Genomic DNA, 26,370 nt, shown 5'->3' with positions numbered 1-26,370 from the left:
AATGATTGACATCTGCCCGGATTTGCTCTAGTATTAATTCTGAAGTTTTACATTAGGATAGGAGAAGCCGTAGAATGAATAAGAAAGAAGCTAACGAAATAAAGAAACTTTTTACTCCTGCTAACTGTGCCATCAGCCGTATCTGTGGCTGTTATGTGGACGCGGAAAAGAACAAAAGAACGGAGATTAAGGAAGCATTTTTATCACTTCCGGAAGAAGAAGCGTTTAAATATTTTGCCATCTTTAGAAGCGGCCTGTCAGGGACGATTGGTAAGAACATGGTCAATATGGAATTTCCATTACATACGGAAGCTGAGGACGGAACCCAGAACTTTCTATTAAAGCTTCGGGACAGCCAGTTAAAGGATGATGCCCTGATCGAGGAATTTTATGATAAGGTGATCGCAAGCTACGATTACGGCGAGAATTTTTACATTATCCTCATTCATTGTGCCTACGATATTCCCGCAAGGTCCTCTGATGGACTTGAAATGGATGATGCTTCAGACTTTGTTTATGAATTCATCCAGTGCTCCGTTTGCCCGGTAAAACTGTCAAAAGCGGGCCTTTGTTACAATTCCGAGTCTAACGTAATCGAAAACCGCAGCAGGGACTGGATCGTGGAGGCTCCTGATACCGGCTTTTTATTCCCGTCCTTTAATGACCGGAATACGGATATTCACAGCCTTTTATACTATGCCAAAAACCCGGAGCAGATGCCGGAACGCTTAATTGATGAGCTGCTTGGCTGTGTGATACCTATGTCAGCCAAGAGCCAGAAAGAAACATTCCAGGCCCTTGTGGAGGAAACGCTGGGAGATAACTGCGATTTTGAAACGGTTAAGAACCTTCACGAAAATTTAAATGAGATTCTTGAAGAAACAAAGGATGAACCGGCTCCCTTTACCCTGGACAAGTATCAGATGAAAAGGCTGCTGGAAAACAACGGAGCCAGCCAGGAGAAGCTTGAGGAGTTTGAGCAGCGTTACAGCGAAAACGAAGAAACGTCTGTGCCTCCCTTCATCGCTTCCAATGTAGTTAATACCAGAAGCTTTGAGATCAAGACAACGGATGTGAGTATCAAGGTAGCGCCTGATAAAACCTATCTTGTAGAAAACCGGATGATCGACGGCCGGCCATGCATTGTCATCGGCATAAGTGAGCATGTGGAAATCAACGGAATCACGGTAAGGCCCATAGCAGCAGATAGAACAATGGAGCCGGAAGAGTAACACTCACCGGCTCCTTAATGGATGGACCAGACGTTTAAACAGGGTCTGGACACAAAGAACTACGGTCTGGTCAAAGAGAAATGCCGCTGCGGCTGACAGAACCAGAACCAGAAGAAAAGAAAGCAGGGTGCTGCCTGCCATTTTGAAACCAAGTCCGCCGATATGGAGCCTTTCCCTGACAAAATAGAGCACGGCCCAGTGTACTAAAAGGATAGAATAGCTGTGCCGGATCAAGAAGTTCATCACGATTCCAGGCTTTGGAAGCCGGCTTTCCAGAGAGCGTAGCATAAGAAAGACTGAGGCTGCTAAGAGGATCATGGCAGGAGCGCCTTCTGCCAATAGGATGGCCTTGTAATCGGGCCGCAGGGCAGTACAGAGGACGGTAAATAAGCAGGCTGCGAGGCCAAGTCCCCACCAGGCTTTCCTGTATTTCATGGAAATTGGTTGCGCAAAGTAATAGCCAAGTAAAAATACCCCTTCCCATGGGCTGATCATAAGCTCAAAGTTTAAAGGAAGGCCCATGACAGGCAGATAAACCGCCAGACAGCGGAAGAGAAGGATCAAAAACGCCAGTCCGTGAAGCATGGAGTCATTTAGATGCGTTAAAAGGATGCTGAAAAATGGAGCCAGGATATACAGTGACAAAATGACATAGATCACCCATAAATGGGGGGCCCACCCAATAGGGCCTGCCGCCATATCTTTTAAAGCCTTAAATATTCCTCTTAGGAAGCCGGAATTGAAATACTGGCAGGAGAGCAGGATATAAATGCAGTAGTAGCAAAAAAAGGGAAGAGCCACCTGAAGGAATCTTTTATAGTAAAAAACAGCCAGGCTGTCTCTTTGTTCCCTTAAGATCAAAGCGCCGCTGTTCATGATAAACAGTGTGTTGCAGACCAGAAGTATGGAAGAAAGGGACTGCACCGCCACCCATTCTTTGGTCCCGGTGGTAAGTCCGGCTGTGGAAAAATCCAGGCAGTGGACTAAAATAACGAAAAGAGCAGCAATAAGACGGACATAATCCAGATAGAGAATCCTGCTTTTTCCGGCATCACTCCCTAAAAACAGATGTTTGATGTAATCTCTGTCCTTAAGCTGCCGCCTGATATGAATGCAGCAGGAAATTGCTATAAAAGCTAGTATTGTCATCTGTAATTTTCCCATAAATTCTGTTCCTTTCCGGTCCGGTTATTCTCGCGAAGGCTAAAGTTTCCACCATTATATCACAGGAAGCCGGTCATCACAAACCAAACCCTTTGGGTGTTCCAGGGAAAATTTCGTGGTCAATCCCAGGAGGCTATGATATACTTAAGAAAAAGGAAACGTACAGAGAGGAAATAACAGTGGCAGATCGGACATTTGGCTGGGTACAGGAGGCCTATACCCTGGATAACTTAAAAAATGTGGTATCCGCGTTCGTGCCGGATTCAAAGATCAACAGGATCCTGCGCATGGACAAAATACCCAGACTCATATCGGAAAAAGACGGGAGAGATGAGTTTATACGGGAATTAAGCGGCGAGGAGATTACCATTCCTTATACCCATTTAAAGGGAAAGGGGACACCTGTTGGTTATACAAGGAGCAATGCCCCCTGTTCCGGGATCATTCAGGCAGTTCTGCCAGGACAGCGGAAGGAATACCAAAGCGACTGGCCTGCAGATTCCTTTCTAAGATGGGCGGTAAGCATTGGTTTTCTCCATTACAGCCGGAACGATGATGTCTGTTCCCTGTCCCCGCTGGGGCGGCAATATGCGGAGGCAGCCGCAGGAAGCGAGGAAGAAGCCGGCGCATTAAAGACCGCACTGCTTTCCTATCCGCCCGTATGCCGGGTGCTGTCCCTGTTAGGAGAAGAAGGGCATCTGACAAAGTTTGAGATAGGAGCAAGACTTGGCTTCATCGGGGAGGCAGGCTTTACCTCCATTCCCCAGTACATGATCCTGCAGGGACTGACGGAAGCAGAAACCAGGGAAGAGAGGACAAAGCTTCTTCAGGATACGGAAGGAACCAGCGATAAATACGTCCGGACTATTTGCAGCTGGCTTTTTCAGATGGGCTGGATCAATAAGGTGCCAAAAGAGGTAACCGTTTCCATTGGGGGCCTGACCTGCACCGGAACCATTCCACAGTCTTATCAGCTGACGTTAAAGGGAAGGACCATATTAAAACATGTCACAGGGGTTTCAAGATTTTCCAGGATTCCCAAACGGGTGATGTGGGATATGCTGGCTACCAAGGTAGCTGACCGGGAATATTTACGCAACCGGAGGACCCATATCATAAAATTCCTGGAAGGAGCCTACCGCTCCCCTTTGCAGGTAAAGGAGTATTTAAAAGGCATGGGTATGGAAGAGGCAGAGGAGACGATTCTCGATGACCTCCGAAGCTTTGAAAATATTGGGCTTCATGTGAAAAAGACAGGAAATACCTATCGGATCATGGAGGAGATAACCGGTCTTGAACTGCCTTCTAAGAGCCAGGGACCGGTACCGGTAAAATCAGAGGTGTCCCTGTGCAAGGATTATTTAAGATCCCATTTGAACCATGTGGATCATAAGTATCTGCTTCTTTTAGATTTAGGATTTGACGGCACTTCTGACCGGGATTATGAGATACAGACTGCCCAGCTTCTGACTGGGGAACTTAACTTTAAGGGAGCCAGGCTTGGCGATACCAGAAAGCCGGATGTGTGCGTATATTATGGAGAAGATGGGCTGATCATTGATAATAAGGCTTATGGAAAGGGGTATTCCCTTCCGATTAAGCAGGCTGATGAGATGTACCGTTATATAGAGGAAAATAAGGAACGGAATGAGAAGCTTAATCCAAATAAGTGGTGGGAGATTTTTGACAAAGATGTGATTCATTATCACTTTGCATTTGTTTCCGGGGCCTTTACCGGCGGATTTAGGGAAAGGCTTGAGAACATCCGGATGCGTTCCGGGATTTACGGAGCCGCAGTCAATTCCATGAATCTTCTTTTGATGGCAGAAGAACTGAAGTCCGGAAGACTGGGTTACAAAGAATGTTTTAAGATTTTTGACTGCAATGATGAGATTGTGTTACAACGTTCTTAGGCACATGGAGGTTTGATGATATGGTGTTGGGAGAATACCTTCCTTTCTGGAATAAGCTGACAGAGAAACAGAGAATGCTCTTAAAAGAAAAGGCCAGGGAAGCAAGGTTTGAAAAGGGTATGCTGGTCCATGGCGGTGCTGATGGCTGCAGCGGGCTTTTGCTTGTGACCGCTGGGCAGCTAAGGGTTTTTATGTTATCGGATGAGGGGCGTGAGCTGACGCTTTACCGTCTGCTTGAGCGGGATATCTGCCTTTTTTCCGGTCCCTGTATGGTTAAAAACATCCAATTCGATGTGACGGTGGAAGCGGAGCAGGATTCCGTGGTTTCTGTGATCCCGCCGGAAGTTTATAAGACGCTGATGGAGCAGTCGGCAGTTGTATCCAATTTTACCAATGAACTGATGGCTTCCCGTTTTTCCGATGTCATGTGGCTGATGGATCAGGTCTTAAATAAGAAAATGGATGGCCGCCTGGCCGCCTTTCTTTTAGAAGAGGGAAGGCTTAACGGTTCCAGTGAGCTTTCCATTACCCATGAGCAGATTGCCCATCACCTGGGGACTGCAAGAGAAGTGGTTACCCGGCTCTTACGGCTGTTCCAGGCAGATCATCTGGTAAAGCTCACCAGGGGAAACGTGGAGCTGCTGAATGAAGAGGGTCTGGAGCTGCTTGCTGCAAACAGCCTGCGGTAGAAATTCTTGTACTATTTGAAAAACATGGGAAATTTCCTTGCATTCTTCTCTTTTCACAGTTATATTATAAAAAGTTTATAAAAAATTTATAATATACAGAGGAACAGGAAAGATGAAGGATTTTATCCCACAGTTTTTTTTATCAATGAAGTATTACACAAGGGAGCAGTTCGTAAAGGATGTCATTTCAGGGATCATCGTGGCGATCATTGCTCTGCCCCTTTCCATCGCCCTTGCCCTGGCTTCCGGTGTGACGCCGGAGCAAGGGCTTTATACAGCCATTGTTGCGGGCTTAGTGATCTCTTTTTTAGGCGGCAGCAAGGTGCAGATCGCAGGGCCTACGGCAGCATTTGCATCCATTGTAGCCGGAATCGTATTAAAGAACGGGCTTGACGGCCTGGCTGCGGCAACCGTTATGGCCGGGGTTCTCCTTGTGATCATGGGGTTTTTACGGCTGGGAAGCCTGATACGTTTTATTCCGTATACCATTACAACCGGGTTCACCGCTGGCATTGCGGTGACCATTTTTATCGGCCAGATAAAGGATTTCCTTGGTCTTACCTTTGAAAAGGCACCGGTGGAGACTATGGAAAAGCTGGAGCAGGTGGTACGCACCATCGGAACCTTTAATCCAATGGCGCTGGCGGTAGGAATGATTGCCCTTGCCATACTTATCATCTGGCCGAGATATTTTAAAAAGGTCCCCCCATCCTTGATTGCAGTTATTTTGACTGCTGTTTTGGTAAAAGTACTGGATCTTCCGGTACATACGATTGGGGATCTGTATACCATCTCCCCCAGCCTTCCGACTTTTCATATTCCCAGGCTGTCCTTTGCCATGATGGGAAAGGTCATGCCCGATGCAGTGACCATTGCGGTATTAGCTGCCATTGAATCATTGCTGTCCTGCGTTGTGGCTGACGGCATGATAGGCAGCAGGCACAATTCCAACATGGAGCTGATCGCCCAGGGTGTTGGAAATACCTTCTCCGCCCTGTTTGGAGGAATCCCTGCGACTGGCGCCATTGCACGGACAGCAGCCAACGTTAAAAACGGGGGAAGGACTCCTGTGGCCGGAATGGTTCACGCGGTTCTTCTGCTGTTGATCCTCATATTCCTCATGCCCTATGCAGCCCTTATCCCTATGCCGGCCATTGCAGCGATTCTGTTTATGGTTGCTTACAATATGAGCGAGTGGAGAGAGTTTGTTTCCATTGTAAAAACCTCCCCCAAAAGCGATTGGTCGGTACTTTTGGTATCCTTTGTCCTGACTGTGGTATTTGATCTGGTTATGGCCATAGGCGTTGGCCTGGTCATCGCATCTTTGCTGTTCATGAAGCGGATGGCAGATGTGGCCGAGGTAAATGGCTGGAAGTATCTGGAGGATGAAGAGGATCATGATGGGGACCGAATTGACTTAAAGCCGGTTCCGGGGCATGTAGCCGTTTTTGAAATCAATGGCCCGATGTTCTTTGGAGCCGCCGATAAGATATCAAAGGTGGTCTTAGAAGATGGTAAGAGAGTGCTGATCCTTCGCATGCGGAGCGTTCCGGCCATGGATACAACTGCATTAAAAAGTTTAAAAAAGCTTTACAATAACTTAAAAAGAAAAAACGTCACACTGGTATTATCCCATGTAAACGAGCAGCCTATGTCAATGATGGAACGGGCGGGATTTGTAGAAGATATGGGAAGAGAGAATATTGCGGGCTGTATTGATGACGCTTTAATGCGTGCCTCCGTTTTATAAAAGCCAGTTAGGTAAAAATAAAGCCATAAGAAGCCAGAGATAAGAAATTTTCCGGCTTCTTGTGGCTTTTCCATTGGGACAAGCTGTTAAAAAAATATCATAAAAATAAAAAATGTTGACATACCCAAAAGATGATACTATAATCAATACATATTAAACCTACAAGAATAATAGGATATACAAGAAAGGATGTTATTCATATGAAAAACGCAATGGTTTCTGCCAGAGTTATTCATCTCTCAAGCTTTGATAAAATGGATTGCTGTTGTTGTAAAACTGTGTGCATGTATATGAATACAGCTTATTTTTGTATGTATTAGAATACCTGGATCCGCAGCGGCAGGAGTTTAGCAGGTACTATAATTGTACCTGTTTTTTTATAAGCGGAAATAGATGATAAATTTCATCAGTAACACCACTTAATCAATCCATACGGGCAGGAAGATGCAGAAGATACGAAAGATGTGTCAAATACATATAAAAAGAACCACCTGAGAAAAAAGAATCCGGGCCAGGGCTTAGAGGAAGGCCCGGCGGCGATCCATAAGTGAGAGAAGGTGATTCCGATATCCTATTCAAATGCTTCTGATCAAGAAAAAGAATATATCAGGCTGATCCATGAAATGGCCAGCCACGTAAAGTATGGTTCCATCACCATCACCATTCAGGATGGAAAGATCGTACAGATCGAAAAAATAGAAAAAATAAGATTAAAGGACTGACTGGACAACCGGAGGTTCTGATAAGCAGGAATGCGTATCAGGAGAAGGTTGTCTTTTTTTGTATCCTGATTTAACCTCATCAAGCTAGTTAGCAGCTATGAGATTATGAACAAGCAGCGAAGCGGATTGCGAATATCCGATTGAAGAAAGTTGAGAAAGAGAGATTAAAATGGCAAATACATATCAAAACCTGCAAAAGTCACACCCATGCTTTGGAGGAAATAAAAATAACGTGGGCCGGATCCATCTTCCGGTGAGCCCCGGCTGCAATATTTCCTGTAAGTTTTGCGACAGAAGGATCAATGACGAGGAGGAAAGGCCTGGAGTGACCTCTAAGGTGCTCACTCCTTCACAGGCGCTGGAAGTTCTTGACAAGGCTCTTACCCTTTGCCCGGAGATTACAGTTGCAGGCATTGCAGGGCCAGGCGATACCCTGGCTACAGATTATGCACTGGAAACCTTCTGTCTGGTAAAGGAACACCATCCGGAACTGATCAAATGTATGAGCACCAACGGCCTCCTTCTCTATGAGCGGGCGGATGAGATCATTGAAATTGGAGTGGAATCCGTGACCGTTACGGTAAATGCGGTGGATCCTGAAATCGAGGAAAAACTGAACCGGTGGATCCTGTATCATGGGCGTATTTATGAGGGAGTCCAGGCAGCTGAGATCCTGATAGAAAACCAGTTAAAGGGCATCAAAAAGATAGCGGATTCGGGGATCACGGTAAAGGTGAACACCGTGTTGGTACCAAACATAAACGGAGCGCACATTGAGGATATTGCAAAGGCTGTAAAAGAGGCAGGAGCATGTATCTACAACATTATCCCACTGATCCCTCAATCGGAACTTTCCCATGAAACGGCCCCCGTTTGCCAGGAGATCGACGAGGCCAGAACTATGGCAGGAAAGCATATTGATGTTTTCCGCCATTGCCAGCACTGCCGCGCCGATGCAGTGGGCATGCTTTGGGGAACAGATTTTGGAGATATGATATACCAGAGAAGGATCGCAGGAAGCGATACCTTTTCCCACGGATGAAGAAAGGGGGAGGTGAAACATTGTGAAATATAAGATTGCAGTGGCATCAACCGATGGAAAAGTGATCAACCAGCATTTCGGAAGGGCCGAGGTCTTTTACATCGTGGAGGCTGACAGCGGGGGTATGACATTCACCTATGAGGAAAGCCGGAAAACAGTTCCCGTATGCAGGGGACAGGAGCATGATGAATCACAGTTAAAAGCTGTGGCAGCCATGCTGAAGGATTGTGATTATATTCTGGTCAGCCGGATTGGAGCCGGTGCAAGGGCTGCACTGGATCAAAACAACATAGAGGCCTTTGAACTGCCGGGATATATTGAGGATTCCATCCGGAAACTTCTAGCTTATATTGAGGTACAGAAAAGCTTATGCGGGCTATAGAGAAAGCCTGACTTTGATTGAAGACTTATACGACAATTAATTATGCGAATCAGAAAGAGAGGATTTTATCAATGGGACAAATCAGACAGATAGCCATTTATGGGAAGGGAGGAATCGGAAAATCCACTACAACCCAAAACCTGACGGCAGGGCTAGTGGAGCTGGGGAAAAAGGTTATGGTAGTTGGGTGTGATCCAAAGGCAGATTCCACCAGGCTGCTCCTTGGCGGCCTGGCACAGAAAACGGTTCTTGATACTTTGCGGGAAGAGGGGGATGGTGTAGAGCTGGACCGCATCCTGAAGGAAGGCTATAAAGGAACCAGGTGTGTGGAATCAGGTGGCCCGGAGCCGGGGGTAGGCTGTGCGGGAAGAGGCATAATCACTTCCATAGGACTTCTTGAAAACCTGGGTGCATATACCGATGATTTAGATTATGTGTTTTACGACGTATTGGGCGATGTGGTCTGCGGAGGATTTGCCATGCCCATCCGGGAAGGAAAGGCCAAAGAAATCTACATTGTGGCAAGCGGGGAGATGATGGCCCTGTACGCGGCAAATAACATTGCAAAGGGCGTCAAGCGATATGCAAAGACAGGAGGGGTGAGGCTTGGAGGAATCATCTGCAACAGCCGGAACGTAGACCGGGAACTGGATTTACTCCGCGCCTTTTCAAAAGAGCTTGGAACTAAGCTTCTCTACTTTGTTCCAAGGGATAACATTGTGCAGCATGCGGAGATCAACCGCAAAACAGTCATTGAATACAAACCCGATTCCAGCCAGGCAAATGAATACCGGAATCTTGCCCAGGCAATCATCGACAATCAGGATTTCACCATTCCCACTCCCATGGACCAGGAACGGCTGGAAGAGATTCTTTTTGAATTCGGACTTATGAACATCAATGACGATTATAAGATCTAAGCACAAAGGTGCTGGATCAAGGAGGGTATCAATGAGTAATATTCATAAATCAATTTCGGAACTCATAGGAAAAACGCCTCTTTTGGAGCTGGGAAATTGTACCTGTCCACGAAGCTTTTTGAAGAAGCATAGTCAAAGTTTGGAGGTTAAATATGGCAATTAATTTATCAAATTCAAATCTGGCAACCAGGGAGACCCGGCTAGGCTCCATAACCGGATATGTCGGAGACTTACATGATCTTGCCAGCCAGAGCAAATGCGGCAGCTTAAAGGGCTGCGGACGCTGTTTTTCCCAGTCAAGTACCTGCCTATCCGGCTGTGCCCTCGGCCAGCTTGGAGGGATCCGGGATGTGGCGGTCATCCACCACGGCCCTTCCGGGTGCTCGGCCACGGCAAGTTCTCAGTACATCATTACCAATCAGGTGGCTGCTAAAAGAGGGGTCGTAAACAAATCCGTCTATATAGGTACGGATATGAATGAGAATGATACCATTTTCGGTTCCACAGATGCGCTGGCGGATATCATTGTGGAGGTCAACCGGCGTTACCAGCCAAAGGCAATTTTTGTCAGCAGTTCCTGTGCCACCGGAATCATCGGAGAGGATATTGACAGCGTGGTGGATGATGTGAAGGACCAGATTCCGGTGCCTGTCATAGCCGTTCACTGCGAGGGCTTTAAATCACGGATTTGGGCGACTGGGTTTGATATATCCGATCATGCGGTATTAAGCGGAATCGTAAAGCCGCCAGAGCAGAAAAGAAACACCGTTAATTTTAAAAACTTTTTCGAAAGCGCCAGAAATGAAATCATTGAAATGTTTAAGAATTTTGATTTAGAGCCCATATTTTTATATGCCAACGCAACGGTGGAAGAACTGGAACATTTATCAGAGTCCGTTGCTACGACATGCATCTGCGGAGTTCTTGGAAATTATCTGGGCAATGGCTTAGAAGAGCTGTACGGCGTTCCCTATATCCGGACCATTAATCCCTTAGGGATCGTCGGATTTGAGACCTGGCTTAGGGAAATCGGAAGAGTTGCCGGCAAGCAGCTTGAAGTGGAACATTACATAGAAGAACAGAGAAAAATCTATATCCCCCAGATAGAAGCGGTAAAGAAAGAATTAAAGGGATTAAAAGCGGTTCTTGGAATGGGACCGGGTTATACCTTTGAGGTGACGAGAGTGTTAAACGAGCTGGGAATTGAAGTGGTTTGGGCACTGGCATGGCATTATGACAAGAAATACGAAAACGGGGATGTTCCTCCTGCCATGAGTTATCTTCTTGACAATGAGATCAATTTTGAAGCCAGTGTGGCGGACCAGCAGAACTTTGAGGTAATGAACATCTTAAATAAATACCGCCCTGATTTATACCTTTCCCGCCATCCCGGCTCCACGGTATGGGCCATTAAACAGGGAACGCCGGCGGTCTATGTGGCGGACGAATACATGATATTCGGATATAAGCATACCCTGGAGTTCGCTCATACGGTTTTAGATACCATACGGAACCGGAGCTTTGAACAGAATCTGGCAAAAAGAGTGAAGCTGCCTTACACGGACTGGTGGTATAAGCAGGATGTGGGAAGCTTCTTAGAGGAGGGGATTGGCTGATGGCGAAGATCTTAGATAAACAGAGGTATAAATGCGCGATGAGCGCCATGCAGACCGTTCAGGCAATCGAACGGGCGATTCCTGTCCTTCATTCCGGTCCGGGTTGTGCCCAGAAGCTTTCCAATTCCTCGGGAAGCTCCGGTTATTTTTCACCCAACATCTATCCCTGTACCAGCATCAACGAAAGGGATGTTGTATTCGGAGGTGTTAAAAAGCTTGAGTCAACCATCAAGCATTCCCTGGATGTCATTGATGCCGATTTATATGTGGTATTGACCGGCTGTATCCCGGAGATCGTGGGTGACAACACCGAAGAAGTGGTGGAAGGGTTTCAGGATGCCAAAAAGCCGGTAATCTATGCCTCCACCGCAGGCTTTAAGGGCAACAACTACAAGGGCCACGAGCAGGTGGTGGATGCAATCATTGACCAGCTTTTGGAACGGTCAGATATCCGGGTAAAAAATCTGGTGAATATATGGGCGGATGTGCCTTATCAGGATGAGTTCTGGCTGGGAAACTTAAGAGAGCTTGAAAAACTGGTTAAGGAACTTGGTCTTACGCCGAATACGATATTTGGCTATCAAAGGGGATTAAGTAACATAAAGAGGATACCGCAAGCCGAATTTAACTTACTGGTGTCGCCTTGGGTCGGGCTTAATAATATGAAGAACATGGAGAAGAAGCTTGGAATCCCTTACCTCCACTATCCGACTCTCCCCATAGGGGCCTTTGAAACCAGTAAATTCCTTCGGGAAGTGGGCAGGTTTGCAAGAGTGCCAGAGGAGAAGATTGAAAGCCTGATTGCTGAGAAAGAAGCTTATTATTACTACTACATCGAACGCTATGCGGATTTATTCCTGGAGACCAGAGTCATGTCAAAGCAGTTTACGGTGGTAGCCGACGCCCAATATGCCCTTGGCATTACGAAGTTCCTGGTCAATGACCTGGGCTTATTTCCCGCCAAGCAGTTCGTGACGGATGACACCCCAAGAGAATTCAGGGAAAAGGTCTGTTCCTATTTTAAGGAACTGAATTTTGGCATAGAAGCAGAGATGAGCTTTGAGACCGATGGCTACAAGATCCACAACGAGATCAAAGCCCATGACTATCATGGATATCCCCTGATTCTTGGAGGACATTGGGAGAAAGAGATTGCAAAGCAGACCGATGCCCATTTCCTTAATGTATCCTGGCCGGTCAATGAAAGACTGGTCATGAACAGCTATTATGCAGGATATGACGGAGGCTTAAAGCTGATCGAAGACATCTATTCCGTTGCCAGAACAAGATTCAATTAACAGGCGGGTTTCATGGAGGGAGTATTATGCCATATAAAATTGCGGTTGCATCTTCTGATGGAGAGAATATTGATATGAATTTTGGGGCGGCCCATGAATTTTTCATCTATGAAGTGGGAGAAGAAGGGGAGTATGCCCTTTTGGAAATAAGAGAAGCACAGAAGGAAGCCGGGGGGCTTTCCTTCTGTCAGGACGGGTGCAAAGGAAGGGGCTGCGAAGGCTCTCACGAAAACCAGCCCAGGGTAGATTCCATAACAGACTGCCGTTGTGTCATTTGCAAAAAGATCGGTTTCCATATTCAGAAACAGCTTGAGAAAAAGGCGGTCAGCACCTTTGATGTGGAAGGGAAAATTGAAGACGCAATGGAGAAAATCACATGGTATTTTCACCGGATGGATCATCATCAGTCACTTCGGGGAATGGCGAATGAAACATTAATAGGAAAGGAAGGCAGGGAATGATGAATCAATGGATAAAAAAAATCGTTTTAAAAGCAGTTCTTACAGCATTGGGAGCGGCAATGCTGACAGGATGCGGCAAGAAAACAGCGGCCGCAGACACCGGGGTCACGAAAGTGGTGGTAGGAACCGGTAATGCCTATGCGCCTTATTGCTATCTGGATGAGAAAGGAGACCTTGCCGGATATGAGTACGAGGTTTTAAAGGCGGTAGATGAGCTGCTTCCCCAGTATGAATTTGAATATCAGACCTCAGATTTTGCCAATGTGCTGATTTCCCTTGATGCGGGCAAGATTGATCTTGCAGCTCATCAATACGAGTGGAACAAGGAAAGAGATGAAAAATATTTATTTGGAAAAGAACCATATACCACCTATGTGACCTACCTTGCCGTAACAGGTGACCGGACGGATATTAAGGCCCTTGATGATTTAAAGGACCGGAAGGTAAAAAGCTCCACCGGGTCAAATTCCGTGTATATCCTGGAGAATTATAATAAAGACCATCCGGATAATCCCATAAAGATTGATTATGTGGATAATTCGACCGATGAAGAGACTGTTACAGGCCTTGTAAACGGTGTCTGGGATGCCACCATCCTGACAAAGCGGGATACGGAAAAGCTGAATCAAAACTATGGAGGCGGCAGGGACGTCTTAAAAGTGACGGGAGAACCGGTCCAGTCTTCTTCCACATACTTCGTATATGCAAAAGACAATACCGGGTTGCAGGAGGCAGTGGATGGAGCGGTAAAGCAATTAAAGGAAAGCGGAAAGCTTGCACAGATATCAAAGGATGTAATCGGCGGGGATTATACGGAAAGCGAGTAATGGTATGGATAAACTGTTTGGCTGGGAGCGGTTCTTTGAAAATATCCCTAAAATTCTTCCGTATTTATCGGTGACCTTTCGGATTGTGGTTTATGCCACCGGATTCGGAGTGCTTCTTGCCGCGTTCATTGTTCTGGCAGAGCTTAAAAAGATACCGGTACTGAATCCGTTTTTTAAGGTGTATGTCTCATTCATGAGAGGAACCCCCATGCTGGTACAGTTGATGATTATTTATTACGGGATACCGGCCCTCATTGATCCTGTTTTCGGGACCAACATCAACAGGGGGTTCAGTGCGGTAACGTTTGCTTATATTACCTTTATCTTAAATCAGGGAGCATTTCTTTCTGCCATATTTTACGGTGCAATCACATCCATTCCCTATGGGCAGACAGAGGCGGGCTTCAGTGTGGGACTTACGGAGCTTCAGACCTTTCGGAGGATCCTTTTGCCCCAGATGGTGAGGATTGCCCTGCCGCCTTTTGGCTCTGATCTGGTGGGACTGTTTCAAAACTCCTCTCTTGTATTTCTCATCGGTGTTACGGATATCATGGGAAGGGCCAAATCCATCGGCGCGGCCACAAAGCACGTACTGGAAGCCTATGTGTTTGTGGTGATCATCTATATTGTTATCAGTTTAACAATCCGGCTTCTTTTTTATTACTTAAATACAAAACTGGAGTATGGGAGAGAAGGGGTAGAATGAATTTTAATACAGCTCATTTTTATGAAAGCTTTCTTTATGGTATTAAGTATTTTCCCAATACCCTGAGGCTTGTGTTCATTCCGCTGGCCATTGGCCTGACTCTGGGAACGGTAATTGCGCTGGCCAGGGTCTATAAAGTGCCTGTTCTCTGTAAGCTTCTTGGGATTTTTGTCACCGTATATCAGGGCGTTCCCATTGTGGTGGCTCTGATGATATATAACCTGGTTTTCATGCTCAAATTCAATGACCTGGCAGGATTCTTACATATTAAAACAAAAGCCGCTGATGTAGATAATATCTGGGTAGGAATTTTTGCACTGAGCCTTACTGCGATGTGTTCCATATCAGAGGCCATCCGGGGAGCCCTGCTGTCCATTGACAATGGGCAGGATGAAGCCGGATATTCCGTAGGGCTTACAAAGGTCCAGACCATCAGGAGGATCATTATCCCCCAGATGATCCCGGCAGCGATCCCCACCCTGATCAATCATGTGGTCGGCTTAATCAAGGCCTCCTCCGTAGTCATGGCCATCGGCATTATTGAAATCGTGGCAGGAGCCACCATTCCAAGCTCCCGGACGTATTCCTTTTTTGAAGGATATGTGGCGGCCGCAGTCATATACTGGGCATTTACCATTATGATCGAATACCTGGCAAAGGTCTTAAGGCGCCATACAGGCAGATTTAGGAGGAATCCATATGATTGAAGTAAAGAATGTAAAAAAGGCCTTTGGAAAGCAGCAGGTCCTAAAGGATGTTTCTGTGGAGGTGGAGGATGGCCAGGTGGTGGTCGTCCTAGGCCCCAGCGGTTCGGGGAAAACCACATTGCTGCGGTGTATTAATTTCCTGGAAAATGCGGACAGCGGACAGCTTGCCATTGGAGATACCTGCGTGGATTTGAAAAAAGCCACCAAAAAGCAAATATTGGAGATCAGAAGGAAAACGGCTTTTGTTTTTCAAAATTATAATCTTTTTGCCAATAAAACTGCATTGGAAAATGTGATAGAAGGCCTAGTTACGGCTAGGCATATTCCCAGGGAGGAAGCCATAAAACGGGGGAAGGAAGCCCTTGACTGGGTGGGACTGGGGGAGAAATATCATTGTTATCCCTGCAACCTTTCCGGCGGGCAGCAGCAGCGTGTGGGCATTGCCAGAGCCTTTGTCTTAAATCCGGAAGTGATTCTGTTTGATGAACCAACGTCTGCCCTGGATCCGGAGCTGGTAGGAGAAACCCTTGATATCATTAAGAAAGTGGCGGGAAGAGGAATTGCGATGATCGTGGTGACCCATGAAATGTCCTTTGCCCAGGATGTTGCCAATAAAGTGATCTTTATGGATGAAGGGATTGTTGTGGAAGAGGGAAGTCCGGAAGAGATTTTTTCAAATCCGAAAGAAGAGAGGACCAGACAATTTTTATCAAGAATCATTTCCCTGGATTCCAACTATTCGATATAACAGATAATTACAGAATAAGCCGGATTTTATCTTAAAAAGAAAATCCGGCTTATTTTTTTGCTCTTAACAATCGTTTCGAAACGAGATCTTTCAGAAAAATAAATAATTGTTAGTTCCTGGAATGGATGATAGTATTATATACAGGCAGGTTTTGGTTTGAGTAATTGTTTGGGTTTCATCGCTTAACAATATACGATAAACTCAAAAACTGCCCTGTTTATTTTATGGGGCAGTCAGAGTACATAGAAAGTGCCTGTAAAAAAAGAAATACAGGAAGGAAAGGTTTTGATGCAAATACAAAGGTCAGCCTCTAAGGTGGTTTTATGCTTGATTGCAGCTTCAAGGAAATCAGTGTTTTAAACATGCTTTTGGAAAACAGTTATGTGGAAAATGTGAAGATTATGGAAATGTTTGATATTTCCCAGCGTACGGTGCAGATAGAAATAGCATCCCTGAATGATAAGCTGAAACAATACGGCAGATCCAATGTAAGGATACGCAATAAGAGGGGAAAGGGATATTTTCTGGAGTATTTTCCTGAAGATAAGTCTTGGATCGATGAGCTGAAACGTTCCTGCTACGGACATCTGAATCTGTCCTTAAACAGGCTTTTGGGCCGTAAGGAAAGGGTTCAGCATATCATCCGCCGTCTTGTGTCCTCCGTCAACGGCATAAAGGCAGAAGAACTGGCCGATATGCTTAACATAAGCCTTGCAACTCTGAATAAGGATATGAGAACCGTAAGAAAATACTTGCTGTTTTACCAGATACAGATTGTTTCCATCCCTTATCACGGAATGAAGGTGACGGGAGAAGAGCTTGCCATCCGTTCCTGTCTGATGGACTTTTGCGATATTTATAATGATTCCCAGCAGAACATCTTTCTATTTCACTGTTTAAAGGAGTACGGCATTGCCATAGAAGACATCAGGAAGAACATTGCAAGGCTGAAATCAGTTTTATATGAAACCGGGTACCGGGTGCCAGATACGGGATTTCAAAGGCTGGTCCTTTATCTGGCAGTTTTGCCTATAAGATCAGGCTGTGGAACTATGAAGCCTCAGGATTTCCCGCCTCAGCTTGAAAAACTAGAGGAATTTTCTGTGGGGCAAAGAATTTTAGGAGAGGGCAAGGAGCTTTCCGAGTACTATTACATGGCAGTTTTTCTATTGAGCAACCGGGAATTGTTTGAAGACGGGGCTGAGGAAAGCTATATGAAAACAGCACCCGAGGGTCTGGAAACCTATAAAGAGGTTATGAAATTTTTAAAGGACAGTATATTTTTGGACCTTACTCACTATAAAGAAGTCAGTGACCACCTTCTCCTGTTTTTTTGCAAATGGCGGCTGAGAAACAGGTTGGGCATTGTGGAACTGGAATTTCCCTATTCCATAAAATGCAGGACTAACCGGATGATTTCGTCCCAGGCTTTGGCAAATTATATTTACAATGAGCTCCCGGGGCACAGAACCGATGAGATACAGGACATGATGTACTACGAGCTGATCATTCTGATCTATAATCTCGTCTACCGCATCCGGAACCAGTATGAGCCGACCAATGTCATTCTGATCAATGAAATAGGAAGGGCAGCTGATTCAACGATCATAAGGAGGCTGAAGTTAAATGCTGATGAATTGAATATTCATTTTCATTCCCATTATTTATACGAAACTGGGGGGCTTGATTATTCAAAGTATGATTACGTCTTTTTGCCTGCAGGGATGAAATTTAAATCGGATTATTTACCTATTCCTATTTATTATTACGATTTTTTCAACAAGTTCTCTTATGACCTCTGGGCAAAAGTTATTTCAAAGAAGAGAAAAGTGGGAGCCATTTTAAATTACATGGGATCCCCGGATATGGTGGGGCTGGACTGCGGGATAGAAAACCTGGCAGAAACCATTGCGGAATATTTCTGGCGGGAACATATTGCTCCCAGCTATACGAAGCTGGGATTTAACAAATTAATTCACAGCGCCATTTACCATACGGATTATGTAGCTAAAGAAAAGAAAAAGTACATCAATATTTTTACAGGAACCGAGCCTCATCAGCAGTACTATATCTTCTGTCTTAAAGAGGAGGTCTTGTTAAATGGAGCGGCAATCAAGGAGATCCATTTCATTCTTCTGGACTTAAGGAAAGGGCTGGTGGAGGTGAAGAACGGGGATTCTGAACTGCGCCACCTTATTGATGGCTGATCCCCACAGACATGTCTTACCCTATTTTTCTGCGTAATAAGACGTAAATATTTCCTGCTAATTTTATGCGCGTTCAGTGATGAAAGTAAACGTTGAGGTGAGGGAGGTTCTATGGTATTTTTTATATCAAATAAAGGGGGTATACAATTATGGCAGTTTGGCAGGCGCTACTTATAGCGGTATGGGCCGGGTATTGTTCATTTGACGATCAGGGCCCGCAAATGCTTCGGAGACCTTTGCTCGTAGGTCCGATAGTAGGAATCATATTAGGGGATGTAAAGACAGGGCTGATTATTTCCGCAACCTTGGAACTTATGTGGATGGGACTGGGAAATATGGCCGGTTACAAGACGCCGGATATGATTATCGGAACCATCGTTGGAACGACCATTTCCATCACGAGCACAGGGGCAACGGCCGAAGGGATCGCGGCAGGGGTGGCTGCGGCTACGACAGTGGCGGTTTTGTCCCAGCAGCTTCTTTTAATCTTTGACTTCGTCCGCCAGTTCTTTGCAGTATGGGCAGACAGGCTGGCTCTGACCGGGGAATTTGACAGCATTTTAATGGTGAATTATGTGGCCATTGCATTCCAGTTTTTACTCCGGGCAGTTCCCACATTTCTTGTGGTTTATTTTTCTGCAGGGGTCGTGGATAAGATTTTAAATGTCATTCCCAGCAATATTTTAAAGGGCTTAAGTACCGCCTCCGGAATATTGCCGGCAGTGGGCTTATCCATCCTCATGACAATGATGATGAAGGGCTTTATGTGGCCTTTCCTGATTTTTGGTTTTGTGGCATCCACCTATCTGGGACTTGGAATTTTGCCGGTGACCTTGATTTCCCTGGCATTTGCTATGCTGTATTCCGTTATGATGGAGATAAAGGACCGTCAGAATGAAACACCGGTGGCCGTTTCAGGGCGCGGAGATGACGAGGATGGAGGTTATGACTTATGAGTGCTGGGAAAGAAAGAGCAGTTGGGCTGGATAATCCCAATACACAGGCAAAAGGAAGCTACATAAAAATAACACGTAAGGATTTAAATGCGGTCTATTGGCGTCTGCAGATTTTCGGCCTTGGAATCACCGTAACCTCAAGTAATGCCCAGGCCATTGGATTCATTACTGCATTGGCGCCGGTATTAAAAAAGGTTTATAAGGATGCGGGAAAAGCCGCCAGGGTAGAGGCCATGCAAAGGCATCTGGCTTATTTTCTCTCTCAAAATACGGCTACGGGTATGATCCTTGGGATCACTGCGGCCATTGAGGAAACCACGGAAGTGGACGAAAAAGAAGCAGTAGTTGCAGTAAAAGCGGGCATGATGGGGCCTTTGGCAGGAATCGGAGACAGTGTATTTAAAATCACCATCCAGGCCATTGCAGGAAGTATCGGTGCGGCCTATGCCCTGCAGGGAAATTTAATTGGCCCTATTCTGATGTTCCTGATTTACAATGGCATCAACATTGGGGTTAAGTATTTCGGCACCATCATGGGATATGAAAAAGGGATCGAATTTGTTCAGAGCGGGGAGCAGGCAAAGGTGATCCAGAAAATCATAAATATATCCACCATGGTAGGTGTGATCGTGCTGGGAGCTCTTATAGGAAATTATGTGAAGATCAATGTGGGGACAGAAATCGTCATCAATGAGACCGTCGTAAACATTCAGGCTCTTTTAGACGGGATCCTGCCAAAGCTGCTTCCACTTTTGTTCACCATCGGGCTTTATAAGCTTCACAGCCGGATGCCGAGAAAATATCTGATCCTTCTTATTTTCGGCATCTTGATTGTGGGAACTTTGCTGGCAATGGCCGGTATACTGGTTTAGTCAAATACCTGTTCATTGCCTGCAGAAATAAAAAACAGGGGAGAAACGATAGATATGGGAATTCGTATCATTCTGGCAAGTCATGGCCTGTATGCCCAGGAGGCATTAAATACGGCCGGATTGATCATTGGAGATATTGCAAAATATGTTGATGTCATTTCCGTGACAGCGGATAAAAGCTATGACCAGTGTCTTAAGGAGCTGCTGGATCTGTATGCTTCCTATGATGACAAAGGGTCAGGCATTTTGATCTTAACAGATATTTATGGAGGGACACCGGCCAAGGCAGCCACTTACTTAGCCTTGACAGCGCCTGACATTCTGGTGTATTCCGGTTTTAGCATGCCCGTGCTAATGGAACTGTTTATTGCACAGCCTAAAACACTGGAAGAGGCGGGCTCCGTAATAGAGAGAGCTTATGAAATGGGTCTGGTCCGCATTAACGACAAGCTGATAGAAGAGGAGGAACAAGATGGCGATCAAATGGATTCGTATTGATGACCGGTTGATTCACGGTCAGGTAGCAACTTCCTGGTTAAGCCACATCGGAGCAGAGCAGGTCATCTGTGTCAGTGATGCCGCTGTGGAAAATCCCGTGCAGGTATCAGTACTGAAAATGGCGGCGCCTGCCTATACGGTCCACGTGTTCGGGGTGGATAAATTTATCCGGGTATATGCCAATAATCCCATTAAGAAAAACACATTTCTGATTATGGGAAGCTTCAGCGATGCGTTAAGGCTGAAAGAGGGAGGCGTGCCCATTGACCACATTAATTTCGGGGGCATGAGAACGACTCCGGAAAGAACTATATCCTATGACCATATCATCTGCTTTTCCCCAAAGGAAGAGGAAGATTTTAATAAACTGGCGGATATGGGGGTTAAGATCGAATATCAGGTTGCGGCCTACGATGCACCTGTGGTTATGAAAAAGAAAATTGAACAGCTTAAGAGGTAGTGCCATGGAGATAAAATACATCGAGGCCTTTCCTCTGGATAACGGCAAAACAGAATTAAACATTGTTTCGGATGAAGAGACGCTGGAGGAATATTATCTGTACTGGACCTATGAAAAAGATCCCTTTACTCAAAACCGCAGTTTTCTCTTCTCATCCAGGGAAAAAAAATTGACGTTTCATGCCGCACCTGAAAAAAGAAAACAGATTTATTTTATCATTGAATGGAAGAATCAGGCGCCCATGCTGTTTGGATACCGGATCCTTCCGGTAGATGGAATGTATAATCTGCGGGACATGGGAGGGTATATGACCGGGTCGGGAAAGAGAATAAAATGGGGCATCGGATTCCGCTCAGATTATTTCGCTTTTCTGGAAGACGCCGGACTGGAGTATGTAAAAAGCCTGGGAATTAAAACCATCATTGATTACAGAAATGAAGAGGAGATAAAAAGAAGCCCCAACCGGGAGCTGGGAGAGGGTGTGACCACTTATTCCTGCGACCCCAATGCCCATACGGCCATGGTTGCCGGACTCCTTCATAATAACGAAAACCTGGCAAAGGATGAGGCCATCATAGAGCAGGCCAGAATCGCGGTAGAAGAAAATTCCAATGCCGGTGACTTAAGGATGATACAGCAGCAATTGAATTTTGTTATATCCGATGAAAGCCGTGCTGCTTTTGGAACCAGCTTAAGACTCTTAGCCCTGCGGTCAAATAATCCCAGCGTCCAGCACTGCAGGGGAGGAAAAGACAGGACTGGGTTCGGAGCAATGCTTTTAGAAGGGATCCTTGGGGTTCCGAAAGATATTTTGATCTATGATTATATGCTCACGAAAAGGGCAAGAGCAGAAAAAAATGTCCGCTATTATCAAAAATATCTGGAGCTTGCCAAGGATAAACGGGTAGCAGATTATCTGTTCTCGCTCTTTGATACAAAGCCGGAGTATATCGAAGCTTCCATCAATAAAATCCTTGAGGATTACGGTACCATCAGAGAGTATGCAAAAACTGCCTTATCACTGGATGACACCATCATCAAACAGCTGGAGGATATTTTCCTGGAATAACAACTGCATAAAAATTGTATACAAAAAGATGAGCTTTGAATGGTTTAAACCCATTTTAAAAGCTCATCTTTTATATTAATACTATTTAAGAAGACCACGTTTTTACTGAGCCACCAGCTGATCCAGAGATTTAAACTGATAGCCCATTTCCTCCCATTTCGTCAGCAATTCATCAAGAATCTGGGCGTTGGTGCTGGAGGTGCTGTGTAAGAGCACGACTGCTCCGGGATGGATCCTGCCTAAAAGCTTTTTAAAGGCTTCCTCCTTTGTGGGCTGCTTATCCTGATACCAGTCAACGTAGGCAAGGCTCCAGAAAAAGGTTTTATAACCTATATCATTCGCCATTTTTAAATTGGCCTCACTGTATTTCCCCTGCGGCGGACGGTAGTATTGTTTCATGGGCTGTCCGGTGGTCTGCTCAAAAAGGTTCTCTAAATCCTTGATCTCTTTTTCAAATGCTTCTTTTGAAGAAATCTTAGACATATCCGGATGGTGATAGGTATGGTTGCCTACGATATGGCCTTCTGCAACCATACGCTTTACTAACTCCGGAGCAGTCTCTATGTAATTTCCTACTACAAAAAAGGTGGCCGGGGCATTATGTTTCTTTAATGCATCCAGTATAGCAGCGGTATTTCCGTTTTCGTATCCGGCATCAAAGGTCAGATAAAGAACTTTATCCGGGGTTTTTTCAGCATAATAGGCATTATACTGTTTTAAATAGTCCATGGTAGCATTGGCTACCGGCGGCTGCCCTTCCTGTTGGAAACTTAACCCCCAGTTTCCATCTGCAGCAGTCTCCACTGCCCGGTGTTGTTCCACCATCATTGCACCAAGGTGGCCGGCCAGAAAGGCGCAGAGGAAAAGCAGGAATACCATAATTGCCTTCTTTCCTGTTTCAGGAGGGATAGAAAGTTTTCTGATTCTTTCTGCAATCTTTAATTTTTGCAAAAATTTCATGAATAAAGCTCCGTTATATTACATTTGTTTCAATATATGAAACGGACCTCTGTCCATATTCAAAAAGATTGCATTACCGTACCTGCTTTTCCTTCCAGGCTTGCTTCTGCTTTATCCAGAGAGGTAATGATGGCTTTCCGGTTTTCACCGTTTTGCAAAAAGTCCACGGAGGCTTCTATTTTCGGGAGCATGGAGCTTGATTCAAACTGTCCTTCCTGAATGTAGCTTTCTGCCTCTTCCAGACTCATCTGGCTGATGGAACGTTCCTCAAGGGTTCCGAAATTCAGGATGACATTGTCAACGTTTGTAAGGATCATAAGCACATCGGCATTGATTTCTTTTGCCAGAAGCCCGGCTGCCCGGTCCTTTTCAATGACTGCGCTGGCGCCCTTTAATCGGTATCCCTGTTCCATAACCGGTATGCCGCCGCCTCCGCAGGCGATAACGATCTGGTCTGCATCCATAACAGCCTTTATGATGTCAATTTCCACAATGGATACAGGCTTAGGAGAAGCCACAACTCTGCGGAAGCCCTTGCCAGGCACTTCTTCCACATAGTTCCCCTTTTCTTCTTCCTCTTTTGCATCTTCCGCAGACATAAAGCGTCCCACAGGCTTCATAGGGGTGTAAAAAGCCTCGTCATAAGGATTTACCATCATCTGTGTCAAAATAGTGGCTGCAGATTTGTAAATACCGCGCTTTGCAAGTTCTGCCTGAATGCCATTTTGCAGATCATAACCAATGTAACCCTGGCTCATGGCAGAGCATACGGACATGGGCGCAGAAGTATAGCCGTCGTGAAGTTTTCCGAATTCATTCATAGCTGTGTGGATCATGCCCACCTGCGGAGCATTGCTGTGGGTGACAGCCACCTGCCAGCCGGCTTCAATAAAATCTGCGATTACTTTTGATGTTTCGGCAACTGCCTTTTTCTGTTCCGGAAGATTTGTTCCCAATGCATGATGTCCCAAAGCCAGGACAATACGTTTTTTAGCCATATCAGTTCCCTCTCAATTCCGTATAGTTTGGTCAAAAAGTATAAAGATATTATATTATCAGAAAATAAAAAAATCAACAAGTTTCAGGAGAAGGAAATCTTAAGAAGGAGCCGAGAGATTCTTTAGAAAGAATTTTGAAAATTTTGGTAGATATCTTGTGATTGGATGGTATAATGTACACGAAAGCAATGAGCAGTGCGAAATAAGGCAGGCAAAAAATTTTGTTGTGCTTGCACATAAGAAATTTTTTGCCTGCCTTATTTCATAGGGCGAAAGCCCGTGAGCTTGTAAAACCGCAGGTTTTACAAGCTGCACTGCGGATGTATGGTATAAAATCAAAGAAGATACAGAAAATGAAAGGACACCATATTCATGATATCAATCATCCTGCATTTGATCCTTCCCATGTTTTTTTACACAGCTGTGACGACTGTTTTATTTTTATCAATGAACTTAGGCCCATTGGAAGCCACTGCCTTATCCGCCATTTTAGTCTCCCCCGTGCTATATTACTTTTATTCCGCAGACCAAAGCCGCCGTGTACAACAATCTTCCCCAGGACTTAATCTACACGGCTGCCTGATCTATATCTTAATATTTGGGGCATCTTTATGCGTCCTTGGCAATTATATAGTGGATATGCTTGGTCTGACCGAAATGTCCATATCCTACAAAGAAGCCGAAAACAACTTATATTCAGCGTCCTTCCCCCTTCAGCTTCTTGCTTCCGGCTTTATAATCCCTTTTGCAGAAGAGATCATATTCCGGGGACTGGGTTATGCTGCACTTAAGGAAAAACTCCCCTTTTGGCTGTCTGCGGTCTTGTCCGCAGCTCTTTTCGGGCTATACCATGGAAATCTTCCACAGGGAGTTTATGCCTTTCTCATTGGCCTGGCTGTAGCCTGGCTATATGAGGTTTCAGGAACATTGCTGGCCCCTTATCTATTTCACGTATCAGCAAATTTCCTGTCGCTCTGGATAGTGAATACAGAGCGTTTGAATTCTTTGTTTTATACAGACCGGAGACCGGTTTTGGCGGCAGCATCAGCGGTGGCTTCTGCCATTTGTGCAATCCGCATTTATCAGAAAAACAATTTTAAGGAGGATGTTGTGTGAAACTTTTATCTGTAGCAATTCCATGTTACAACTCTGAGGCCTATATGAGGCACTGCATTGATTCTCTGCTGCCGGGAGGCGATGAGGTTGAGATCCTCATTGTGGATGACGGGTCTACCAAAGATCATACGGCAGAAATCGCGGATGAATATGAAAGAAATTATCCGGAAATCTGCCGGGCGATCCATCAGGAAAATGGCGGCCACGGCGCGGCAGTGAATGCCGGCTTAAAAAATGCCACTGGAATTTACTTTAAGGTGGTAGACAGCGATGACTGGGTGGACGAGTCTGCTTATAAGGAAATTCTGGACACTTTACGGCGATTTGTTTATGGGGAAGAGACCCTGGATATGCTGATCAGCAATTTTGTCTATGAAAAGCAGGGGGCAACCCGGAAAAAAGTCATGAATTACCGTACAGCCCTTCCAAAGAATGAGATATTTAGCTGGGATGAGGTCAAGGTATTCCTGCTTGGGCATTATATTCTTATGCATTCGGTGATTTACCGGACAGAGCTTCTGATACAATGCGGTCTGGAACTTCCCATGCACACTTTTTATGTGGATAATATATTTGTGTACCAGCCGCTGCCTCACGTAAGAACCATGTATTATTTGGATGTGAATTTCTACCGCTACTTTATCGGAAGAGACGACCAGTCTGTAAACGAATCGGTCATGATCGGCCGAATCGACCAGCAGATCAAGGTGACAAAACTGATGCTTGGCTATTACGATGTAATGAAAATCAAGCAGCGCAGGCTGCGTCATTACATGGTGCGGTATTTGGAGATCATGATGACCATATCCTCTATCCTAGCAATCAAGTCAGACAATGATGAAAATATGGAAAAGAAAAAGGAACTGTGGCAACACCTCCGCAAGCAGAACTTACCGTTGTTCCTAAGGCTTCGATGGGGCTTTATGGGTCAGGGGGTCAATCTCCCCGGTAAGAGCGGAAGGAAATTCCCGATTGCGATCTATAAAATGACCCAGAAATTTTTCGGTTTTAACTAAAACTATCACTGGCAGTAAAAAACAAATATCCCCTGGCCGAT

At 45.4% G+C, this 26,370-nt stretch carries 26 protein-coding genes; 23 read left to right on the top strand and 3 right to left on the bottom strand.

The annotated features are described in order from the left end of the window. Positions 1–74 precede the first annotated feature (74 nt). Positions 75–1,232, top strand: coding sequence for a DUF4317 domain-containing protein (locus BMW45_RS26905; protein WP_025233702.1), 1,158 nt, complete (start codon positions 75–77; stop codon positions 1,230–1,232). 3 nt (positions 1,233–1,235) lie between these two features. On the opposite strand, the gene BMW45_RS26900 is transcribed toward BMW45_RS26905, so the two are convergent. Then, the gene (locus BMW45_RS26900; RefSeq protein WP_092251030.1) at positions 1,236–2,396 is read right to left on the bottom strand and encodes an acyltransferase; all 1,161 of its coding nucleotides are present in this window, start codon (positions 2,394–2,396) and stop codon (positions 1,236–1,238) included. 179 nt (positions 2,397–2,575) lie between these two features. Between BMW45_RS26900 and BMW45_RS26895 the strand changes: the two genes are divergently transcribed. The 20 genes from BMW45_RS26895 (at position 2,576) to BMW45_RS26800 (ending at position 22,239) form a co-directional block, all read left to right on the top strand. Continuing rightward, positions 2,576–4,309 carry a restriction endonuclease FokI recognition domain-containing protein gene (locus BMW45_RS26895; protein WP_092251206.1) on the top strand — a complete coding sequence of 578 codons (1,734 nt, stop codon included), beginning with the start codon at positions 2,576–2,578 and terminating at the stop codon, positions 4,307–4,309. Positions 4,310–4,329: 20 nt separating this feature from the next. Then, positions 4,330–4,998 carry a Crp/Fnr family transcriptional regulator gene (locus BMW45_RS26890; RefSeq protein WP_025233699.1) on the top strand — a complete coding sequence of 223 codons (669 nt, stop codon included), beginning with the start codon at positions 4,330–4,332 and terminating at the stop codon, positions 4,996–4,998. A 112-nt stretch (positions 4,999–5,110) separates the two neighbouring features. Beyond that, the gene (locus BMW45_RS26885; protein WP_092251029.1) at positions 5,111–6,748 is read left to right on the top strand and encodes a SulP family inorganic anion transporter; all 1,638 of its coding nucleotides are present in this window, start codon (positions 5,111–5,113) and stop codon (positions 6,746–6,748) included. A 557-nt stretch (positions 6,749–7,305) separates the two neighbouring features. After that, positions 7,306–7,470, top strand: coding sequence for a YezD family protein (locus BMW45_RS28650; protein ID WP_242883261.1), 165 nt, complete (start codon positions 7,306–7,308; stop codon positions 7,468–7,470). Between the two features lie 169 nt (positions 7,471–7,639). After that, positions 7,640–8,512 (top strand): radical SAM protein, encoded by an 873-nt coding sequence (locus BMW45_RS26875; RefSeq protein WP_092251028.1) that lies wholly within the window; start codon positions 7,640–7,642, stop codon positions 8,510–8,512. 22 nt (positions 8,513–8,534) lie between these two features. After that, positions 8,535–8,894: a NifB/NifX family molybdenum-iron cluster-binding protein gene (locus BMW45_RS26870; protein WP_166433482.1), complete on the top strand. Its 360-nt coding sequence runs from the start codon at positions 8,535–8,537 to the stop codon at positions 8,892–8,894. An 80-nt stretch (positions 8,895–8,974) separates the two neighbouring features. Further along, a complete protein-coding gene (nifH, locus tag BMW45_RS26865) occupies positions 8,975–9,814 on the top strand; it encodes a nitrogenase iron protein (RefSeq protein WP_334290956.1) in 840 nt (279 codons plus the stop codon). A gap of 152 nt (positions 9,815–9,966) precedes the next feature. Further along, a complete protein-coding gene (locus BMW45_RS26860; RefSeq protein ID WP_092251026.1) occupies positions 9,967–11,430 on the top strand; it encodes a nitrogenase component 1 in 1,464 nt (487 codons plus the stop codon). Next, positions 11,430–12,728, top strand: coding sequence for a nitrogenase component 1 (locus tag BMW45_RS26855; protein ID WP_038280468.1), 1,299 nt, complete (start codon positions 11,430–11,432; stop codon positions 12,726–12,728). Before BMW45_RS26860 ends, BMW45_RS26855 begins: the two co-directional genes overlap by 1 nt. A gap of 26 nt (positions 12,729–12,754) precedes the next feature. Then, entirely contained in the window at positions 12,755–13,189 is a 435-nt protein-coding gene (locus BMW45_RS26850; RefSeq protein WP_092251025.1) for a NifB/NifX family molybdenum-iron cluster-binding protein, read from the top strand. After that, positions 13,186–14,016, top strand: coding sequence for a transporter substrate-binding domain-containing protein (locus tag BMW45_RS26845; RefSeq protein ID WP_092251024.1), 831 nt, complete (start codon positions 13,186–13,188; stop codon positions 14,014–14,016). Before BMW45_RS26850 ends, BMW45_RS26845 begins: the two co-directional genes overlap by 4 nt. Positions 14,017–14,020: 4 nt before the next feature. Then, on the top strand, positions 14,021–14,722 hold the full coding sequence (locus tag BMW45_RS26840; protein ID WP_092251023.1) for an amino acid ABC transporter permease: 702 nt from the start codon (positions 14,021–14,023) through the stop codon (positions 14,720–14,722). After that, positions 14,719–15,429, top strand: coding sequence for an amino acid ABC transporter permease (locus BMW45_RS26835; RefSeq protein WP_092251022.1), 711 nt, complete (start codon positions 14,719–14,721; stop codon positions 15,427–15,429). The genes BMW45_RS26840 and BMW45_RS26835 overlap by 4 nt, the downstream gene beginning before the upstream one ends. Next, positions 15,422–16,177 carry an amino acid ABC transporter ATP-binding protein gene (locus BMW45_RS26830; RefSeq protein WP_092251021.1) on the top strand — a complete coding sequence of 252 codons (756 nt, stop codon included), beginning with the start codon at positions 15,422–15,424 and terminating at the stop codon, positions 16,175–16,177. Before BMW45_RS26835 ends, BMW45_RS26830 begins: the two co-directional genes overlap by 8 nt. Positions 16,178–16,500: 323 nt before the next feature. Continuing rightward, the gene (locus BMW45_RS26825; RefSeq protein WP_092251020.1) at positions 16,501–18,384 is read left to right on the top strand and encodes a BglG family transcription antiterminator; all 1,884 of its coding nucleotides are present in this window, start codon (positions 16,501–16,503) and stop codon (positions 18,382–18,384) included. Between the two features lie 149 nt (positions 18,385–18,533). Further along, positions 18,534–19,340, top strand: coding sequence for a PTS mannose/fructose/sorbose/N-acetylgalactosamine transporter subunit IIC (locus tag BMW45_RS26820; protein WP_092251019.1), 807 nt, complete (start codon positions 18,534–18,536; stop codon positions 19,338–19,340). Next, a complete protein-coding gene (locus BMW45_RS26815) occupies positions 19,337–20,212 on the top strand; it encodes a PTS system mannose/fructose/sorbose family transporter subunit IID (RefSeq protein WP_092251018.1) in 876 nt (291 codons plus the stop codon). Before BMW45_RS26820 ends, BMW45_RS26815 begins: the two co-directional genes overlap by 4 nt. Positions 20,213–20,266: 54 nt before the next feature. Continuing rightward, the gene (locus BMW45_RS26810) at positions 20,267–20,710 is read left to right on the top strand and encodes a PTS sugar transporter subunit IIA (RefSeq protein WP_092251017.1); all 444 of its coding nucleotides are present in this window, start codon (positions 20,267–20,269) and stop codon (positions 20,708–20,710) included. Then, positions 20,685–21,170 carry a PTS sugar transporter subunit IIB gene (locus BMW45_RS26805; RefSeq protein ID WP_092251016.1) on the top strand — a complete coding sequence of 162 codons (486 nt, stop codon included), beginning with the start codon at positions 20,685–20,687 and terminating at the stop codon, positions 21,168–21,170. Before BMW45_RS26810 ends, BMW45_RS26805 begins: the two co-directional genes overlap by 26 nt. Positions 21,171–21,174: 4 nt before the next feature. After that, positions 21,175–22,239: a tyrosine-protein phosphatase gene (locus tag BMW45_RS26800; protein ID WP_092251015.1), complete on the top strand. Its 1,065-nt coding sequence runs from the start codon at positions 21,175–21,177 to the stop codon at positions 22,237–22,239. 102 nt (positions 22,240–22,341) lie between these two features. Here BMW45_RS26800 and pdaA read toward each other — a convergent pair whose 3' ends face one another. Then, positions 22,342–23,118, bottom strand: coding sequence for a delta-lactam-biosynthetic de-N-acetylase (pdaA, locus tag BMW45_RS26795; RefSeq protein WP_242883329.1), 777 nt, complete (start codon positions 23,116–23,118; stop codon positions 22,342–22,344). A gap of 140 nt (positions 23,119–23,258) precedes the next feature. Beyond that, positions 23,259–24,197, bottom strand: a complete 939-nt coding sequence (gene arcC / locus BMW45_RS26790) for a carbamate kinase (protein WP_092251014.1) — start codon at positions 24,195–24,197, stop codon at positions 23,259–23,261. Positions 24,198–24,569: 372 nt separating this feature from the next. On the opposite strand from arcC, the gene BMW45_RS26785 reads away from it, so the two are divergent. Next, entirely contained in the window at positions 24,570–25,313 is a 744-nt protein-coding gene (locus tag BMW45_RS26785; RefSeq protein ID WP_092251013.1) for a CPBP family intramembrane glutamic endopeptidase, read from the top strand. Next, the gene (locus BMW45_RS26780) at positions 25,310–26,329 is read left to right on the top strand and encodes a glycosyltransferase family 2 protein (protein ID WP_092251012.1); all 1,020 of its coding nucleotides are present in this window, start codon (positions 25,310–25,312) and stop codon (positions 26,327–26,329) included. The genes BMW45_RS26785 and BMW45_RS26780 overlap by 4 nt, the downstream gene beginning before the upstream one ends. Positions 26,330–26,370 lie beyond the last annotated feature (41 nt).

It is taken from the genome of Lacrimispora sphenoides (assembly GCF_900105215.1).
Lineage (GTDB): Bacteria > Bacillota > Clostridia > Lachnospirales > Lachnospiraceae > Lacrimispora > Lacrimispora sphenoides_A.
The sequence above is the reverse complement of the archived record's forward strand: the minus strand, read 5'-3'. Positions and strand labels throughout refer to the sequence as shown.

Bases quoted from the DNA above. Each gene is read 5' to 3' on its own strand.
- arcC (WP_092251014.1), bottom strand. From the start codon at position 24,197: ATGGCTAAAAAACGTATTGTCCTGGCTTTGGGACATCATGCATTGGGA.
- BMW45_RS26850 (WP_092251025.1), top strand. From the start codon at position 12,755: ATGCCATATAAAATTGCGGTTGCATCTTCTGATGGAGAGAATATTGAT.
- BMW45_RS26785 (WP_092251013.1), top strand. From the start codon at position 24,570: ATGATATCAATCATCCTGCATTTGATCCTTCCCATGTTTTTTTACACA.
- BMW45_RS26860 (WP_092251026.1), top strand. From the start codon at position 9,967: ATGGCAATTAATTTATCAAATTCAAATCTGGCAACCAGGGAGACCCGG.
- BMW45_RS26875 (WP_092251028.1), top strand. From the start codon at position 7,640: ATGGCAAATACATATCAAAACCTGCAAAAGTCACACCCATGCTTTGGA.
- BMW45_RS26815 (WP_092251018.1), top strand. From the start codon at position 19,337: ATGAGTGCTGGGAAAGAAAGAGCAGTTGGGCTGGATAATCCCAATACA.
- BMW45_RS26835 (WP_092251022.1), top strand. From the start codon at position 14,719: ATGAATTTTAATACAGCTCATTTTTATGAAAGCTTTCTTTATGGTATT.
- pdaA (WP_242883329.1), bottom strand. From the start codon at position 23,118: ATGGTATTCCTGCTTTTCCTCTGCGCCTTTCTGGCCGGCCACCTTGGT.
- BMW45_RS26820 (WP_092251019.1), top strand. From the start codon at position 18,534: ATGGCAGTTTGGCAGGCGCTACTTATAGCGGTATGGGCCGGGTATTGT.
- BMW45_RS26830 (WP_092251021.1), top strand. From the start codon at position 15,422: ATGATTGAAGTAAAGAATGTAAAAAAGGCCTTTGGAAAGCAGCAGGTC.
- BMW45_RS26890 (WP_025233699.1), top strand. From the start codon at position 4,330: ATGGTGTTGGGAGAATACCTTCCTTTCTGGAATAAGCTGACAGAGAAA.
- BMW45_RS26845 (WP_092251024.1), top strand. From the start codon at position 13,186: ATGATGAATCAATGGATAAAAAAAATCGTTTTAAAAGCAGTTCTTACA.
- BMW45_RS26900 (WP_092251030.1), bottom strand. From the start codon at position 2,396: ATGGGAAAATTACAGATGACAATACTAGCTTTTATAGCAATTTCCTGC.
- BMW45_RS26840 (WP_092251023.1), top strand. From the start codon at position 14,021: ATGGATAAACTGTTTGGCTGGGAGCGGTTCTTTGAAAATATCCCTAAA.
- BMW45_RS26805 (WP_092251016.1), top strand. From the start codon at position 20,685: ATGGCGATCAAATGGATTCGTATTGATGACCGGTTGATTCACGGTCAG.
- BMW45_RS26800 (WP_092251015.1), top strand. From the start codon at position 21,175: ATGGAGATAAAATACATCGAGGCCTTTCCTCTGGATAACGGCAAAACA.
- BMW45_RS26885 (WP_092251029.1), top strand. From the start codon at position 5,111: ATGAAGGATTTTATCCCACAGTTTTTTTTATCAATGAAGTATTACACA.
- BMW45_RS26810 (WP_092251017.1), top strand. From the start codon at position 20,267: ATGGGAATTCGTATCATTCTGGCAAGTCATGGCCTGTATGCCCAGGAG.
- BMW45_RS26905 (WP_025233702.1), top strand. From the start codon at position 75: ATGAATAAGAAAGAAGCTAACGAAATAAAGAAACTTTTTACTCCTGCT.
- BMW45_RS26825 (WP_092251020.1), top strand. From the start codon at position 16,501: ATGCTTGATTGCAGCTTCAAGGAAATCAGTGTTTTAAACATGCTTTTG.
- BMW45_RS26855 (WP_038280468.1), top strand. From the start codon at position 11,430: ATGGCGAAGATCTTAGATAAACAGAGGTATAAATGCGCGATGAGCGCC.